This window comes from Paraburkholderia sp. CHISQ3 (genome assembly GCF_030464945.1).
Classification (GTDB): Bacteria; Pseudomonadota; Gammaproteobacteria; order Burkholderiales; family Burkholderiaceae; genus Paraburkholderia; species Paraburkholderia megapolitana.
The window spans coordinates 329,894-345,659 of sequence record NZ_JALPRG010000004.1; the positions used below are offsets into that span (position 1 = coordinate 329,894).

The following is a 15,766-nucleotide window of genomic DNA, read 5'->3' on the forward strand; positions in this document are numbered from 1 at the left end:
TGCGGCCGGTCTCCTGTTCCAGCCGCCGCATGGCTTTACGCCTTGTCCGTTGAGGCCTGCGCGGCCGTGGCCGCTTCGAGCGCCTTGATGCGGTCTCGCAGCTTGTCGAGGTTGCGCATTATGGCAGCACTCCGGTTCCAGTCGGCGTGATCGACGGCCGGGAACGCGCTCGTGTACATGCCGGGTTTCAGCAGCGATTTCGACACGCCCGATTTCGCGGTGACGATCACGTAGTCAGCCAGCGTGACGTGGCCCGCAATGCCGACCGCGCCACCGATCATGCAGTGCCGGCCGATCGTCGTGCTACCGGCAATCCCCGCACAGCCGGCGATTACCGTGTAAGCGCCGACCTTGCAGTTGTGCCCGATCTGCACGAGATTGTCGATCTTCACGCACTCTTCGATCACCGTATCGGCCATCGCGCCGCGGTCGATCGTCGTGTTGGCGCCGATTTCGACGTCCGGCCCGATCGACACGCCGCCCACCTGCGGAATCTTGACCCAGTTGCCGGTACGCGCGTCGCCTTCGCCTACGAAGTCGGGGGCGAAGCCAAAACCGTCCGAGCCGATCACTGCGCCAGCGTGCACGATGACACGCTCGCCGAGCTTGCAGCCGTGGTACACGGTCACGTTCGGGTACAGATGCACATCCGCGCCGATCTGCGTGCCGCGCCCAACAAATGCGTTCGCATCGAGCCGGACCCGTTCGCCGATCACCACGCCGGCTTCGACGGTCACGTTCGGTCCGATCACTGCGCTCGCCGCGATCTGCGCCGATGGGTCGACGGTTGCACCCGGATGCACGCCGGGCACCGGCTTCGGTGCGGCGAGATCGATGAAGGTCTGGGCGATGCGCGCGAAATACGCGTAGGGATTCGGTGTGACGATGAAGTTGCGGCCCTCGCGCGATGCGAGTTTCGCGAGATCGTCGGCATTGATCAGCACGGCGCCCGCACGCGTGCTCTCGACCTGCGACAGATACTTCGGGTTCGCGAGGAACGCCAGTTGGTCAGGAGCGGCCTGATCGAGCGGCGCAAGACTGCCGACCCGGTGCGAAGCGTCGCCGACGACTTCACCGCCGAACTGCCCAACGATGTCCGCGAGCGTAAATGCCATGCGTGTGCTGCTCCTGCTGTTCAGTGGGCTCAGTTCGACGACGAACCACTCGCCCCGTTGCCGGATGCCGCCGCCAGTGCCTTCAGCACCTGGTCGGTGATGTCGATGCTCGGACTGACATACACCGCTTCCTGCACGATCAGATCGTAGTGCTGCTGCTCGGCGATCTGCTTGATCACCTTGTTCGCGCGATCGAGTACCGCCGCGAGTTCTTCGTTGCGGCGCTGGTTCAGGTCTTCACGGAATTCGCGCTGCTTGCGCTGGAAATCGGTGTCGAGCTGCGAGATGTCGCGCTGCTTCTGCGCGCGATCGAGAGCCGACAGCGACGCGCCGTTCTTGTCGAGCGAATCGGACAGGCTCTTCAGCTTCTGCGCCATGTCCTGCAGGTCCTTGTCGCGCTTCGCGAACTCGGCCTCGAGCTTGACCTGCGCCGCCTTGGCCGGCGCGGACTCGCGCAGGATGCGATCCGAATTGACCGCGGCGATCCTCGCGACCTGAGCGTGCGCAATCCCCGCCCCCAAGGTCATCGTCATCGCCAGCGCCCAGGCGCACGCCACACGTTTCGAAAACATACCGGTTTGCAAAGTCATCCTCTCGATACCGTAAAGAGCCCGATTCCGTCCTGCTTCATCAGAATGCTGTCCCGATCTGGAACTGGAATTTCTGATACTGGTCGCCGGTGTGCTTCTGCAGCGGGAAGCCGAGACTCAGCTTCAACGGTCCGATCGGCGAGATCCACGCCAGACCGACACCGTAGCCGTAACGCAGACCGTTCGCCCCGACGCTGTTGCCCTCGTTACCCCAGACGTTACCGCCATCGAGGAACGTGAAGACGCGCAGCGTGCGGTCGTAGCCCGTGCCCGGCAGCGGGAACGTCAACTCGATATTGCCGACCACCATCTCGTTACCGCCGATCGGGTCTCCCGTCGTCGCGTCGCGCGGACCCAGCGAGCTTGGCTCGTAACCCCGCACCGAACCGATACCGCCCGCATAGTAATTCTTGAAAATCGGATATGGCTTGCCGGCGAGCCCGTTACCGTAGCCGCCCTGCAGGTTCAGGCCGAGCACGAAACCGCGTGCGAACGAGTAATAGTACTGCGCCTGAACGTCGGCCTTGTAGTATTGCGTACGCCCTGCCGGCGTGCCGTATTCGGCGTTCGCCTGCGTGAAGTAGCCGCGGCTCGGTACGAGCGCGCTATCGCGCGCATCGCGCGACCAGCCTACTGTGAGCGGTACGTTGTTCGACACGCGGCCGAAGTTATTCACGTAGTCGATGTAGCTTTGCGGCGTGGCCGAATCGACGTCGAGCGTGTTCTGCTCGAGGCCCGCGCCGAAGTACACCGTGTCGACTTCCGAAAACGGAATACCGAACTTCAGGTCGCCGCCCACCGTCACGATGCGGAAGCTCGAATTGGTCGAGTAGTACAGCGGCTGATACGTGCGGTAGTAGACGTCGGTGATCCGCTTGATGCCGTCCACCGTGAAGTACGGGTCGACCTGGGTGACCGTCAGCGTGCGGTACGTCTTGGCGGTGTTGACGTTGACCGACAGGCTCGTACCCGAACCGAACACGTTGTCCTGCGACACCCCCGCCGACAGCACGACCTTGTCCGTCGACGAAAAGCCCGCGCCCAGCGTAATCGCGCCGGTCGGCTTCTCGGTCACCTTGACGTCCACGTCGACCTGGTCGGGCGTGCCTTCCACCGGGATCGTCGTGACGTCGACGTCGGTGAAGTAGCCGAGACGGTTGATCCGGTCCTTCGACAGCGCGAGCCGGTTCGAATCGAACCACGAGCTTTCGAGCTGGCGCATTTCGCGGCGCACGACTTCGTCGCGCGTGCGCGTGTTGCCGACCACGTTGATGCGCCGCACATACACGCGGCGGCTCGGATCGACCTGCAGCGTGAGGTCGACCTTGTGATGCTCCTGGTCGATCTGCGGCAACGCGTTCACGGTGGCGAACGCATAACCATACTCGCCGAGCTTGTCGACGATCGTCTTCGTCGTGGCCTGCAGTTTTTCGGCCGAGAAGCGATCGCCCGGTTTGATCTTGATCAGCTTGGTGAGCTCCGCCTCGCGGTCCAGCAGGTTACCGCCCAGCTTGATGCTCGAAATCGTGTACGGCTCGCCTTCGTGCAGCGTCACCGTCAGGTACATGTCCTTCTTGTCCGGCGAAATCGACACCTGCGTCGAGTCGATGTTGAACTCGAGATAGCCGCGATTCAGGTAGTACGAGCGGATGTTTTCGAGGTCGCCGGTGAGCTTTTCCTTCGAGTACAGATCGTTCTTCGTGTACCACGAGAACCAGTTCGGTGTGGACTGCTGCATCTCGTCGCGCAGCGTGCTCGTGCTGAACGCCTTGTTACCGATGAAGTTGATCTGGCGGATCTTCGCGCTCGGCCCTTCGATCACCGAGAACAGCAGCGACACGCGATTGCGGTCGATCGGCGTGACCGTGGTCGTGACTTCGGCTGCGTAGTAGCCGCGCGTCAGGTACTGGCGCTTCAGTTCCTGCTCGGCCTTGTCGACGAGCGCCTTGTCGTAGTAACGACCTTGCGACAAACCGACCGCGCGCAGCGCCTTGGTCAGGTTGTCCTTGTCGAATTCGTGGATGCCGGAGAAGTCGATCGTGCCGATGGCAGGACGTTCCTGCACCTGCACGATCACGACGTTGCCTTCGGTCGCGATCTTGACGTCGTTGAAGAAACCCGTCGCGTACAGCGCGCGGATCGCTTCGGAAGCCTTGTCGTCGCTGAATGTATCGCCTTGCTTGATCGGCAGATATGAGAACACCGTGCCGGCTTCGACGCGTTGCAGCCCCTCGATCCGGATGTCCTGCACCACGAATGGTGTCGTCGCGTGAGCCACCAGCCCATGCGCGGCGAATGCCGCGGCTACAACAGTCTTAGGTACCAAGCGATGAGGTTTAAACAACGTGCTTCCCCAGTGTGTATAGCTGCATCAGGTCAGACGGTCGTCATCGTGAACGCCGCCGGACACTTTAAAAATGGATTAAACGAGCCAGATCGTTGAAAAGCGCAATCGCCGACAATGCGACGATGCAGGCGAGTCCCGCTCTCTGCAGAACGAGCTGCCAGCGATCGGATACAACCTTGCCGGTTACAGCTTCAACCAAATAATATAACAGATGCCCCCCGTCCAAAACCGGAATTGGTAACAGGTTGAGCACGCCGAGACTAATACTGACGAGCGCGAGGAACGATAAAAAGGCCGACGGACCGAGTCGCGCGCTCTTGCCTGCGTAATCCGCAATCGTCACCGGGCCCGACAGATTCTTCAGCGAGGCCTCGCCGACGATCATCCGGCCGAACATTCGCAGCGAGTAAACACTGAGGTCCCACGTGCGGCGCGCGCCCAGTTGCATGCTTTCGAGCGGACCATAACGGACTTCGAGCGACGGCACCTGGGTGGCCAGTTCGGCGCCGATGCGGCCGACGTCCTGGCCCGTCGTCTCGTCGCGCCGGGCCACGGGCACGATCACGATGTTCTCGAGCGTGCCGGGCTGCTGTCTCTCGGCGCCGCGTTCGACCCGCAGGGTGACCGGCTTGCCCGCATGTGCCTTGATGGCCGCGATGAAGGTGCTGGCGTTGTCGGCCGGCTTGCCGTCGATCGCGCGCAGCCTGTCGCCCGGCTGCAATCCGGCCTGTTGAGCCGCGCTACCCGCCTCGACACCGGCCACCGACAATGTCCCGCCGCCCGGCTCGAAACCGAGCCGCGACATGAAATCGTCGTCGACGTCCTTGTCCGACACGCCGCGCAGGTCGACGGGGAAATCGAAGGTGCCGCGGCCGTCCTTCGCGCTCAGTACCACGCGGCGGTGGTCGAAGGCCGCTCCGAGCAGCTTCCAGCGCAGATCGGACCATGAGCGCACGGGTTCGGACTCGCCCGCGTCGCCTTCGCGCACCGCCACGACCGTTTCACCGCCATCGAAGCCCGCGCGCGCTGCGACGGTATCCGGAGCCGGAGTCGCGACAATCGCCGCCGGCTCGGTTACGCCCGTCGCAAAGACCACGGCGAACAGCACGATAGCGAGCAGGAAATTGGCGATCGGACCGGCCGCGACAATCGCGATCCGTTTGCCGACCGACTGGCGGTTGAAGGCATGCGGCAGCTCGGCGGTGGGGATGGGTACACCCTCTTCACGCTCGTCGAGCATCTTCACGTAGCCGCCCAGCGGCAACGCGGCAATCGTCCACTGCGTACCGGTCTTACCGCTGACCCATTGCACGAGCGGCTTGCCGAAACCAATTGAGAAGCGCAGTACTTTCACGCCGCACAAACGCGCGACGCTGTAATGGCCGAACTCGTGTACGACGACGAGCACACCGATCGCCACCACGAAGGCAAGGAGTTCGATCAGCAGGTTCATGGTCGGCTCACTGGGCCACGCGTTCCGTGCGACCGGTGCTGCCTGTGCCGCCTGTACTGTAGGCACCGGCGACAAAACCAGCCGCCGCACGACGCGCCGCGGCGTCGGCCTCAAGCACGTCGTCGAGGCTGCCGGCGCTGCGGTTAGGCAGCGCATTCAGCACGGCGTCGACGATCTGCGCAATCGCCATGAAGCCGATCTTGCGCGCGAGGAACGCTTCCACCGCGACTTCGTTCGCCGCGTTCAACGCGGCGCTCGCGACGCCGCCCTCGGCAAGCGCCTTCATGGCGAGCGCCAGACACGGGAAACGTGCGTAATCGGGTTTCTCGAACGACAGCGACGCGACCTGTACGAGGTCGAGCGGCGCGACGCCGGAATCGACGCGCTCCGGAAAGGCCAGCGCGTGCGCGATCGGCGTACGCATGTCGGGGTTGCCGAGCTGCGCGAGCACCGAACCGTCCGCATACGACACCAGCGAATGGATCACGCTCTGCGGATGGATCAGCACCTCGATCCGTTCGCCCGGCAGGCCGAACAGCCAGTGCGCCTCGATCACTTCGAGGCCCTTGTTCATCATCGTGGCTGAATCGACGGAGATCTTGCGACCCATCACCCAGTTCGGGTGCTTGCAGGCTTCGTCGGGGGTGACGTCGACGAGCGTCGACGGTTCGCGCGTGCGGAACGGGCCACCCGACGCGGTCAGAAGGATCTTCGAGACGCCGCCGTGCAGCGCGGCTTCGCGCGGCAGACACTGGAAAATCGCGTTGTGTTCGCTGTCGACCGGCAGCAGGACCGCGCCGTGGTCGCGCACCGCGTCCATGAAGATCGCGCCGGACATCACCAGCGCTTCCTTGTTCGCGAGCAGGATGCGTTTGCCGGCGCGCGCCGCCGCCAGCGTAGGAGCAAGGCCGGCTGCGCCGACGATCGCCGCCACCACCGTATCGCAGGCGGCATTTTCCGACACGTCGACGAGCGCCTGCGCGCCGAACGTCACCTCGGTCTTGCAACCGGCGGCCCGCAGCTTCGCCGCAACCTGCGCGGCAGTATCGGCGTCGCCGACCACGGCCACTTCGGGGCTAAAGCGCAGGCACTGCTCGACGAGCTTGTCGCCGTTGCGATGCGCGCTCAGCGCGTAGATCGAGAAGCGCTCGGGATGACGCGCGACGACGTCGAGCGTGCTGTCTCCAATCGAGCCCGTGGAACCGAGCAAAGTTAATCGTTTGTGCATGTCTCTTTCTCTAGCCGAGCGTCGGCGGCAACAGCAGCATGGCGAGCGGCAGCACCGGCAACAATGCGTCGATGCGGTCGAGCACGCCACCATGTCCCGGCAGCAGGCCACTTGAATCTTTCACGCCGGCCTGGCGCTTCAGCAGCGATTCGAACAGGTCGCCGATCACGCTGAACGCGACCAGCACGGTCAACGTCGCGATGGTGCGTACTGCACCGAACTGCGCGAACAACGCGGAATACAGCGTGGGTTCGAATGCGTGCAGCGCAATCGCCACGCCGGCCACGATCATCACCGTCACCCAGCCGCCGATTGCACCTTCCCAGCTCTTGCCGGGACTGATCGTGGGAGCAAGCTTACGGCGACCAAATGCTTTCCCCGCGAAGTATGCGCCTATGTCGGCGAGCCACACCAAAAGCAGCAGGGACAGAACAAACGGTACGCCGGCCATGCGGGCGGCAACGAGCGCATGCCAGCAGGCAACGAACGCCACGATCCCCGCGACGAACAGAAACAGACGCCATGCGCCTTGCGCGAGCGTGGGCTTGCGTAACAACACGAACGGCCCGGCCAGCACCCAGAATACGCCTGCCGCCTGGAAGAGCGGTCGGGGCAACTGCATGCCGGTCCCAAGACGCGTACTCGCGACAAGCGCGGCCGCCGTCACGAGCGCATAGACCACCGGCCCGGCGCCGCCCACCTTGAGCAGGCGCGCCCACTCCCACGCGGCGAACACGACGACGAAGGCGATCAGCGCGCCGAACGCGCCCACCGGCGCAAACAGCGTGACCGGCAGGAACACTGCGAGCAGGACAATCGCCGTGATGACACGGGTCTTTAGCATGGAAGCGAGTCGGCGTTTTGCGATTGCGGCTCGAGCTGGGCGCTCGTGCGGCCGAAGCGGCGCTCGCGTTCCGTATAGGAAGCGATGGCATGGCCGAGGGCGTCGGCGTCGAAGTCCGGCCAGAAGGTATCGGTGAAATAGAACTCGGTGTAGGCCAGTTGCCACAGCAGGAAGTTGCTGACGCGTTGCTCGCCGCCGGTGCGGATGAACAGGTCGGGCTCGGGCGCGTACGCCATCGCCAGATGTTCGGCAAACGATTCCTCGGTCACTTCGACGGCGTGGCCCGCAACCGCCGATTGCTCGGCGAGCTTGCGCGTCGCCTGCATGATGTCCCAGCGACCGCCGTAGTTCGCCGCGATGGTCAGCGTGAGACGCGTATTGCGCGCGGTCTTGGTTTCCGCGCGGCGGATCAGGTCCTGGATGCGCCGGTCGAACATCGACAGGTCGCCGACCACACGCAGGCGAATACCGTTCGCATGCAGCTTGCCGACTTCGCGTTCGAGCGCGGTGACGAACAGACGCATCAGGAACGAGACTTCATCCGTAGGACGCCGCCAGTTCTCCGAGCTGAACGCGAACAGCGTCAGGTATTCGACGCCTTGCCGCGCACACGCTTCAACGGTGGCGCGCACCGCATCGACGCCGCGCGTATGGCCCGCCACGCGCGGCAGGCGACGCTGCGTCGCCCAGCGGCCGTTACCGTCCATGATGATCGCGATATGTCGCGGCACCGCTGCGACGTCAGGCACGCGCACGGTTGAGCTGGTATAGGTCATGGCCGTCGGAGCAATGGCTGCAATGAAGAAGAGTGGACCTTGAAGGTGCCGATGCCTGAGGCATCACACCGTCATGATCTCGGCTTCTTTCGTTTGCACGAGCTTGTCGATCTCCGTGACGAACTTGTCCGTCAGCTTCTGGACGTCGTCGCTGGCGCGGCGCTCGTCGTCCTCGGAGATATCCTTGTCTTTCACGAGCTTCTTCAGTTGCTCGTTGGCATCGCGCCGCAGGTTGCGCACCGCGATCTTGGCCGTCTCGGCTTCGCTCTTGACGACCTTCGTCAGTTCGCGGCGGCGCTCTTCGGTGAGCGCGGGCATCGGTACGCGGATCTGGTCGCCCGAGGTAGCCGGGTTCAGGCCCAGATCCGATTCGCGGATCGCCTTCTCGACCACCTGCACCATCTTCTTTTCCCACGGCTGCACGCCGATCGTGCGCGCGTCCACGAGCGTCATGTTCGCGACCTGCGAGATCGGCACCGGCGAGCCGTAGTAATCGACCTGGATGTGATCGAGCAGGCCCGTATGCGCACGGCCCGTGCGGATCTTCGACAGATCGTTCTTGAATGCATCGATCGAGCGCAGCATTTTCTGCTCAGCGCCCTTCTTGACGTCAGCTACAGACATATTTAAACCTCCGAACCTTCAAAACGGTGCGGGCCAGCCAGCGCGCGTAAAGCGGCGACCCGGGCCCGCGTTCGAACCCACATTTTCTGACAGGGAGTTTACACGTGGACGAGGGTGCCCTCGTCCTCGCCCTGCACGATACGTTTGAGCGCGCCCGGCTTGAGAATCGAGAACACGCGGATCGGCAGCTTCTGGTCGCGGCACAGCGCAAAGGCCGTCGCGTCCATCACCTGCAGGTTGCGACCGATCGCTTCGTCGAAGCTGATCGTCGTGTAGCGCGTCGCGCTCGGGTCTTTCTTCGGATCAGCCGAATAGACGCCGTCGACCTTGGTCGCCTTCAGCACGACTTCCGCGCCGATTTCCGAACCGCGCAACGCCGCTGCGGTGTCGGTCGTGAAAAACGGATTGCCGGTACCGGCCGCGAAGATCACGACCTTGCCTTCCTCAAGCTGGCGGATTGCCCGCGGGCGAATGTACGGCTCGACCACCTGGTCCATGCGCAGCGCGGATTGCACACGCGCTTCAATGCCCGCGTGACGCATCGCATCCTGCAGCGCGAGCGCATTCATCATGGTGGCGAGCATCCCCATGTAGTCGGCCGTCGCACGGTCCATACCGGCCGCGCCGCCCGCCACACCGCGGAAAATATTGCCGCCGCCGATCACGACCGCGAGCTGCGTGCCCAGCCGCACTACCTCGGCCACGTCCGCCACCATGCCTTCGATCGTTGCGCGATTGATGCCGAAAGCATCCTCGCCCATCAGAGCTTCACCGGAGAGTTTGAGGAGAACGCGTTTGTAGGCAGTGGGCATAGGGGTATCCAGATCGCGCGGAACAGGGCAACAACAAGGGACTAATGTAGGGGTGAAATGCCGGTTCGGGCAAGGGCCGCCAAATTGACGGCCTGCGAGGCCCGTGCGGGGCGGCTGCGGCGCGAGGGTCGACCCACGGACAGCCTTGCGGCACTTCAGGCCGCGGCGGGCTTGTGCCCCGCCGCGGGTCCAACGATACAACGTGCTGGCGCAGCATGGTGCCGCGCCAACCTCCAACGCTTACTGTTGCTTTGCAGCAGCCACTTGCGCGGCCACTTCGGCAGCGAAATCGTCCTGGCGCTTCTCAATGCCCTCGCCGACCACGAACAGTGCGAACTTCTGCACCGACGCGCCGCCAGCCTTCAGCATCTGCTCGATTGTCTGTTTGTCGTTCTTCACGAACGGCTGGTTCAGCAGCGAGACTTCCTTCAGGTACTTCTGCACGCTGCCGTCAACCATCTTCGCGACGATTTCAGCCGGCTTGCCGGATTCGGCAGCCTTCTGTTCGGCGATGCTGCGTTCCTTCGCGATCAGGTCCGCCGGCACTTCGTCGGCCGACAGCGACACCGGCTTCATCGCGGCGATGTGCATCGCGACGTCCTTGCCGACCTGCTCGTCCGCGCCGGTGTACTCGACCAGCACGCCGATACGCGTGCCGTGCAGGTACGCTGCCAGCTTGTTCGACGTTGCGAAGCGCGCGAAACGGCGGATCGACAGGTTTTCACCGATCTTGCCGACCAGTGCGAGGCGCACGGCGTCGACGGTCTGGCCGTCGAGCGGCAGCGCGGCGAGCGCAGCCACGTCAGCCGGGTTTTGCTTCGCGATCAGTTCAGCGACAGTCTTCGAGAACGCGAGGAAATCATCGTTCTTCGAAACGAAGTCGGTTTCGCAGTTCAGTTCGACGATCGCGCCCGCGTTGTCGCCGAGGAACGAGGCGATCACGCCTTCTGCCGTCACGCGCGATGCTGCCTTGCTCGCCTTGTTGCCGAGCTTCACACGCAGCAGTTCTTCGGCACGTTCCATGTCGCCGTCAGCTTCCGTCAGCGCCTTCTTGCATTCCATCATCGGCGCATCGGTCTTCGCGCGCAGTTCTGCAACCATGCTTGCGGTAATTGCCGCCATCATTCGCTCCTTGGGTCTGTCTTTCACACGCCGTCCGCATTCGATGCCGACAGCAAGAATTCGTTTCCGCGCGGCGCATTTTTTTACGCGCCGGCGATGGTCCTGCTAAACGCTACGGCTTAAAAAAAGGGGGCCTGTAGAAAGCCCCCTTTTTGGCCGGTCACGGGGTCGCTTACGCTTCCGCGTTGACCTCGACGAACTCGTCGCCGTCGTCGCCGCGTGCGGCCTGGACCACTTCGTTGACCGAGTTCGCACGGCCTTCGAGGATCGCGTCGGCCACGCCTGCCGTGTACAGGGCGACAGCCTTGCTGGCGTCGTCATTACCCGGGATCACGTAGTCGATGCCTTCCGGCGAGTGGTTCGTGTCGACCACTGCGATGACCGGCACGCCGAGCTTGTTCGCTTCGGTAACGGCAATCTTGTGGTAACCGACGTCGACCACGAAGATCGCGTCCGGAATGCCGCCCATGTCCTTCACGCCGCCGATCGACTTTTGCAGCTTCTGGATTTCGCGTTCGAACAGCAGCGCTTCCTTCTTGCTCATGCGTTCGGTTTCGCCGGATTCGACAGCTGCTTCCATGTCCTTCAGGCGCTTGATCGATACTTTCAGCGTCTTGAAGTTGGTCAGCATGCCGCCGAGCCAGCGTGCGTTGACATACGGCATACCAGCGCGCAGCGCTTCTTCAGCCATCGTGTCGCGCGATTGACGCTTCGTGCCGACAAACAGGATCGTGCCGCGGTTCGCTGCCAGTTGACGCACGTACTTCAGCGCGTCGTTGTACATCGGCAGCGTCTTTTCGAGGTTGATGATGTGAATCTTGTTGCGATGGCCGAAAATGAACGGGGCCATTTTGGGGTTCCAGAAGCGCGTTTGGTGACCGAAGTGGACACCGGCTTCCAGCATTTGACGCATGGTGACTGCCATGTAAATCTCCGCGAGGGTTGGGTCTTAAGCCGGCTGCCGCATCCACCGCGCCGCCCTCACCTTTGTGAAGACCTGACGCTGCGGACACCCTGGGTGCGCCGGCTTGCGAGTTTGCTGCTTCGCTTCCTGCTTGTTCGAGGCGCCCGTACTTATTACATAGGCAAGCACCTCGAGGATCGTCGCGACGCAGGAAGCGCCCGCCGCGAGAACCAGTCCTCCTGAATTCGCCCAACACCGCACACAAACCGGTATCTAACAAATCAGGAACGACGTAGCCCGCGATTATAGCATGTGACTATCGCCCGACTCAATGGGTCCGATGGATACCTGGTAGCACATGGCTTAAGCCGCCGGTTGCACCTCCGGGCACGCGTTTCGGCGCAAACCGGGGCGCCACAGCCCCGTCCGCTGGCCTCCAAGGCGGCTCCGGGTCGTCTCAAAAGCCAGCGGCACCCTCAATATGGTGCGATAATTCGCCCAATAGACGCATTTCAGGCCCATCCCATGGCTATTACGATCAAAAACGAACACGATATCGCGCAAATGCGCGTTGCATGCCGCCTCGGGAGCGAGGTGCTCGACTACATCACGCCTTTCGTCAAGCCCGGCATCACGACCGGCGAACTCGACCGGCTGTGCCACGAATACATGCTGAACGTACAGGGCACGGTACCGGCCCCGCTCAACTATCAGCCGCCGGGCTACCCGCCGTACCCGAAAGCCACCTGCATTTCGGTTAACGACGTGATCTGCCACGGCATCCCCGGCGAGAAAACGCTCAAGAACGGCGACGCGCTGAACATCGACATTACGGTGATCAAGAACGGTTATTTCGGCGATACCAGCCGGATGTTTATCGTCGGTGAAGGGTCGATTCTCGCGAAGCGGCTTGTCCAGACCACCTTCGAATGTATGTGGCTCGGCATCGAGCAGGTGCGCCCGGGCGTGCATCTCGGCGACATCGGCTACGCGATCCAGCGGCATGCCGAGGCGCAGGGCTATAGCGTCGTGCGCGAGTACTGCGGTCACGGCATCGGTACCGTGTTCCACGAAGATCCGCAAATCCTGCACTACGGCCGCCCCGGCACGGGCCTCGAATTGCAGACCGGCATGATCTTCACGATCGAACCGATGATCAACGCCGGCCGCCGCGATATCCGCACCATGCCCGACCAGTGGACCGTCAAGACTAAAGACCGCAGCCTGTCCGCACAGTGGGAGCACACCGTCCTCGTCACGGAAACGGGGCACGACGTGCTGACCGTCTCCGCCGGTACGCCCGCCCGGCCGGCGCTCAGCGCCGCTACCGCCTGAGCTTTCCGTTTCCCTTGTCCGCCGCGTGCCCATGAGTAGCGTCCAGGTTGTTCCTCTTTTCAGTGCTACGTCGCTCAAGGCGGACTACAAGATAGCGAAGGCCGCGCTGCTGGAGCGCTTCAGGACCGCCGGCAACGTCGATACGCTGATGCGCTCGCTCGCGCGTCTCACCGATACCGCGCTGCGCGGCGCCTGGGATGCGTGTGGACTGCCGCCTACGCTGACGCTGCTGGCCGTCGGCGGTTATGGACGTGGCGAACTCGCGCCGTTTTCCGACATCGACATTCTGGTGCTGCTGCCCGACGGGCCGAATCCGCAGCTTGAAACGCGGCTTGAGCGCTTCATTGGCCTCGCGTGGGATCTCGGGCTCGAACTCGGCAGCAGCGTGCGCACCGTCGAGCAATGTCTCGAAGAAGCCGCCAACGACATCACCGTGCGGACCTCGCTGCTCGAAGCACGTCGAATTGTGGGCAGCACATCGCTGTTCGAGCGCTTCGCCGTGCGCTATCGCGAGGCGCTCGATCCGCGCGCCTTCTTTCAGGCGAAGGTGCTGGAAATGCGTCAGCGCCACGCGAAATTCCAGGACACGCCCTACTCGCTCGAACCGAACATCAAGGAAAGCCCCGGCGGCCTGCGCGATCTGCAACTGATCCTCTGGGTCACGCAGGCGGCGGGCTTCGGCAGCAGCTGGCGCGAACTCGATGCACGCGGCCTGATCACCGAGCGGGAAGCACGCGGACTGCGTCGCAACGAGAGCTTCCTGAAGACGCTGCGCGCGCGACTGCATGTGATCGCCGGGCGGCGCCAGGACATTCTCGTCTTCGATCTGCAGATCGCGGTCGCCGAAAGCTTCGGGCACAAGGCTACTGACGCGAAACGCGCCAGCGAACATTTGATGCGCCGCTACTACTGGGCAGCGAAAGCCGTCACGCAGCTGGCGACGATCCTGATCCAGAACATCGAGGCGCAGCTGTTTCCGGATACGAGCGGCATCACGCGTGTGCTCTCGGACCATTTCGTCGAGAAGCAAGGCATGCTGGAGATTGCCGGCGACGACGTCTTCGAGCGCGAACCGCATGCGATTCTCGAAGCGTTCCTGCTGTACGAGAAGATTCGCGGCGTCAAAGGGTTGTCCGCGCGCACGCTGCGCGCGCTCTACAACGCGCGCGACACGATGGACCGGCACTGGCGCCGGGACCCCGAAAACCGTCGCATGTTCATGGAAATCCTCCAGCAGCCTGAAGGCATCACGCACGCGCTGCGGCTGATGAACCAGACGAGCGTGCTCGGGCGCTACCTGCTGAACTTCCGCCGCATCGTCGGACAGATGCAGCACGACCTGTATCACGTGTACACCGTCGACCAGCACATCCTGATGGTGCTGCGCAACCTGCGCCGCTTCGCGGTCGCCGAGCATGCGCACGAATACCCGTTCTGCAGCCAGCTGATCGCCAACTTCGAGCGGCCGTGGGTGCTGTATGTCGCGGCGCTGTTCCACGATATCGCGAAGGGCCGCGGCGGCGATCACTCGAAGCTCGGTATGGCCGACGCCCGACGCTTTTGTCGCGAGCACGGCATCGAAGCCGACGATACGGCGCTCGTCGTCTGGCTGGTCGAGCATCACCTGACGATGAGCCAGTTTGCGCAGAAGCAGGACACGAGCGACCCCGAGGTCATCAAGCGCTTCGCCGAACTGGTCCGCAGCGAGCGGCGCCTGACAGCGCTGTATCTGCTGACGGTTGCCGATATCCGCGGCACCAGTCCGAAGGTCTGGAACACGTGGAAAGGCAAGCTGCTCGAAGACCTTTATCGCACGACGCTCAATGTGCTCGGCGGCGCGCAGCCCGATGCGCATTCGGAGCTGAAGTCCCGTCAGGAAGAGGCGCTCGCACTGCTGCGGCTCGAAACCGTGCCCGAGCACGCGCATAGCGCGCTGTGGGATCAACTCGACGTCGGTTATTTCCTGCGCCACGATGCCGCCGATATCGCGTGGCAAACGCGCGTGCTGCATCGCCACGTCAATACACCGACGCCGATCGTCCGCGCGCGCCCATGGCCGATCGGCGAAGCGCTGCAGGTGCTCGTCTATGTGCAGGATCGTCCGGATCTGTTCGCCGGCATCTGCGCGTATTTCGACCGCAACGGGCTGTCGGTGCTCGATGCGCGGGTCAGCACGACGAAACACGGCTACGCACTCGATAACTTCCTCGTTGCGCACACCGAACGGGACGTGCACTATCGCGACATCGCGAATCTCGTGGAGCAGGAGCTCGCCGCCCGGTTAACCGCTGGCGGCACGCTGCTGCCGGAACCGTCGAAGGGCCGTCTGTCGCGGCTCTCGCGCACGTTCCCTGTGACGCCGCGCGTCGACCTGCGGGCCGACGAGCGCGGCCAGTACTACATCCTGTCCGTGTCGGCCAACGACCGGCCAGGCCTTCTTTATTCGATCGCGCGTGTGCTGGCTGAGCACCGGGTCGGCGTCCATGCGGCGCGGATCAATACGCTCGGCGAACGCGTCGAGGACGTGTTTCTGCTGGACGGACGCGGCCTGTCGGACAACCGCCTGCAAATTCAGGTCGAGACCGAGCTGCTGCGCGCGATCGCAGTGTGAGATTT

13 protein-coding genes are annotated in these 15,766 nt (G+C 63.4%); 2 read left to right on the top strand and 11 right to left on the bottom strand.

The genetic code is table 11. The annotated features are described in order from the left end of the window. Positions 1-35: 35 nt before the first annotated feature. From lpxD to rpsB, 11 genes are all read right to left on the bottom strand, one after another. Positions 36-1,115, bottom strand: coding sequence for a UDP-3-O-(3-hydroxymyristoyl)glucosamine N-acyltransferase (gene lpxD / locus M0D65_RS11400; protein ID WP_266252765.1), 1,080 nt, complete (start codon positions 1,113-1,115; stop codon positions 36-38). 29 nt (positions 1,116-1,144) lie between these two features. Next, a complete protein-coding gene (locus tag M0D65_RS11405) occupies positions 1,145-1,699 on the bottom strand; it encodes an OmpH family outer membrane protein (RefSeq protein WP_266252956.1) in 555 nt (184 codons plus the stop codon). Positions 1,700-1,745: 46 nt separating this feature from the next. Next, positions 1,746-4,049: an outer membrane protein assembly factor BamA gene (gene bamA / locus M0D65_RS11410; RefSeq protein ID WP_091013829.1), complete on the bottom strand. Its 2,304-nt coding sequence runs from the start codon at positions 4,047-4,049 to the stop codon at positions 1,746-1,748. A 67-nt stretch (positions 4,050-4,116) separates the two neighbouring features. Further along, positions 4,117-5,505, bottom strand: a complete 1,389-nt coding sequence (rseP, locus tag M0D65_RS11415; protein WP_266252767.1) for an RIP metalloprotease RseP — start codon at positions 5,503-5,505, stop codon at positions 4,117-4,119. A gap of 7 nt (positions 5,506-5,512) precedes the next feature. Continuing rightward, positions 5,513-6,733 (bottom strand): 1-deoxy-D-xylulose-5-phosphate reductoisomerase, encoded by a 1,221-nt coding sequence (locus M0D65_RS11420; RefSeq protein WP_266252768.1) that lies wholly within the window; start codon positions 6,731-6,733, stop codon positions 5,513-5,515. 10 nt (positions 6,734-6,743) lie between these two features. Then, positions 6,744-7,577 carry a phosphatidate cytidylyltransferase gene (locus M0D65_RS11425; RefSeq protein WP_091013846.1) on the bottom strand — a complete coding sequence of 278 codons (834 nt, stop codon included), beginning with the start codon at positions 7,575-7,577 and terminating at the stop codon, positions 6,744-6,746. Further along, positions 7,571-8,353, bottom strand: a complete 783-nt coding sequence (uppS, locus tag M0D65_RS11430) for a polyprenyl diphosphate synthase (protein WP_091013851.1) — start codon at positions 8,351-8,353, stop codon at positions 7,571-7,573. The genes M0D65_RS11425 and uppS overlap by 7 nt, the downstream gene beginning before the upstream one ends. A 63-nt stretch (positions 8,354-8,416) precedes the next feature. Continuing rightward, positions 8,417-8,977: a ribosome recycling factor gene (gene frr, locus M0D65_RS11435; protein WP_091013856.1), complete on the bottom strand. Its 561-nt coding sequence runs from the start codon at positions 8,975-8,977 to the stop codon at positions 8,417-8,419. 98 nt (positions 8,978-9,075) lie between these two features. After that, positions 9,076-9,789, bottom strand: a complete 714-nt coding sequence (pyrH, locus tag M0D65_RS11440) for a UMP kinase (protein WP_091013860.1) — start codon at positions 9,787-9,789, stop codon at positions 9,076-9,078. 240 nt (positions 9,790-10,029) lie between these two features. Beyond that, positions 10,030-10,911 carry a translation elongation factor Ts gene (gene tsf / locus M0D65_RS11445; protein ID WP_091013864.1) on the bottom strand — a complete coding sequence of 294 codons (882 nt, stop codon included), beginning with the start codon at positions 10,909-10,911 and terminating at the stop codon, positions 10,030-10,032. A 172-nt stretch (positions 10,912-11,083) separates the two neighbouring features. After that, entirely contained in the window at positions 11,084-11,836 is a 753-nt protein-coding gene (rpsB, locus tag M0D65_RS11450; protein ID WP_091013867.1) for a 30S ribosomal protein S2, read from the bottom strand. 504 nt (positions 11,837-12,340) lie between these two features. On the opposite strand from rpsB, the gene map reads away from it, so the two are divergent. Next, entirely contained in the window at positions 12,341-13,150 is an 810-nt protein-coding gene (gene map / locus M0D65_RS11455; protein WP_266252769.1) for a type I methionyl aminopeptidase, read from the top strand. Between the two features lie 31 nt (positions 13,151-13,181). Next, positions 13,182-15,761, top strand: a complete 2,580-nt coding sequence (locus M0D65_RS11460) for a [protein-PII] uridylyltransferase (protein ID WP_266252770.1) — start codon at positions 13,182-13,184, stop codon at positions 15,759-15,761. Positions 15,762-15,766 lie beyond the last annotated feature (5 nt).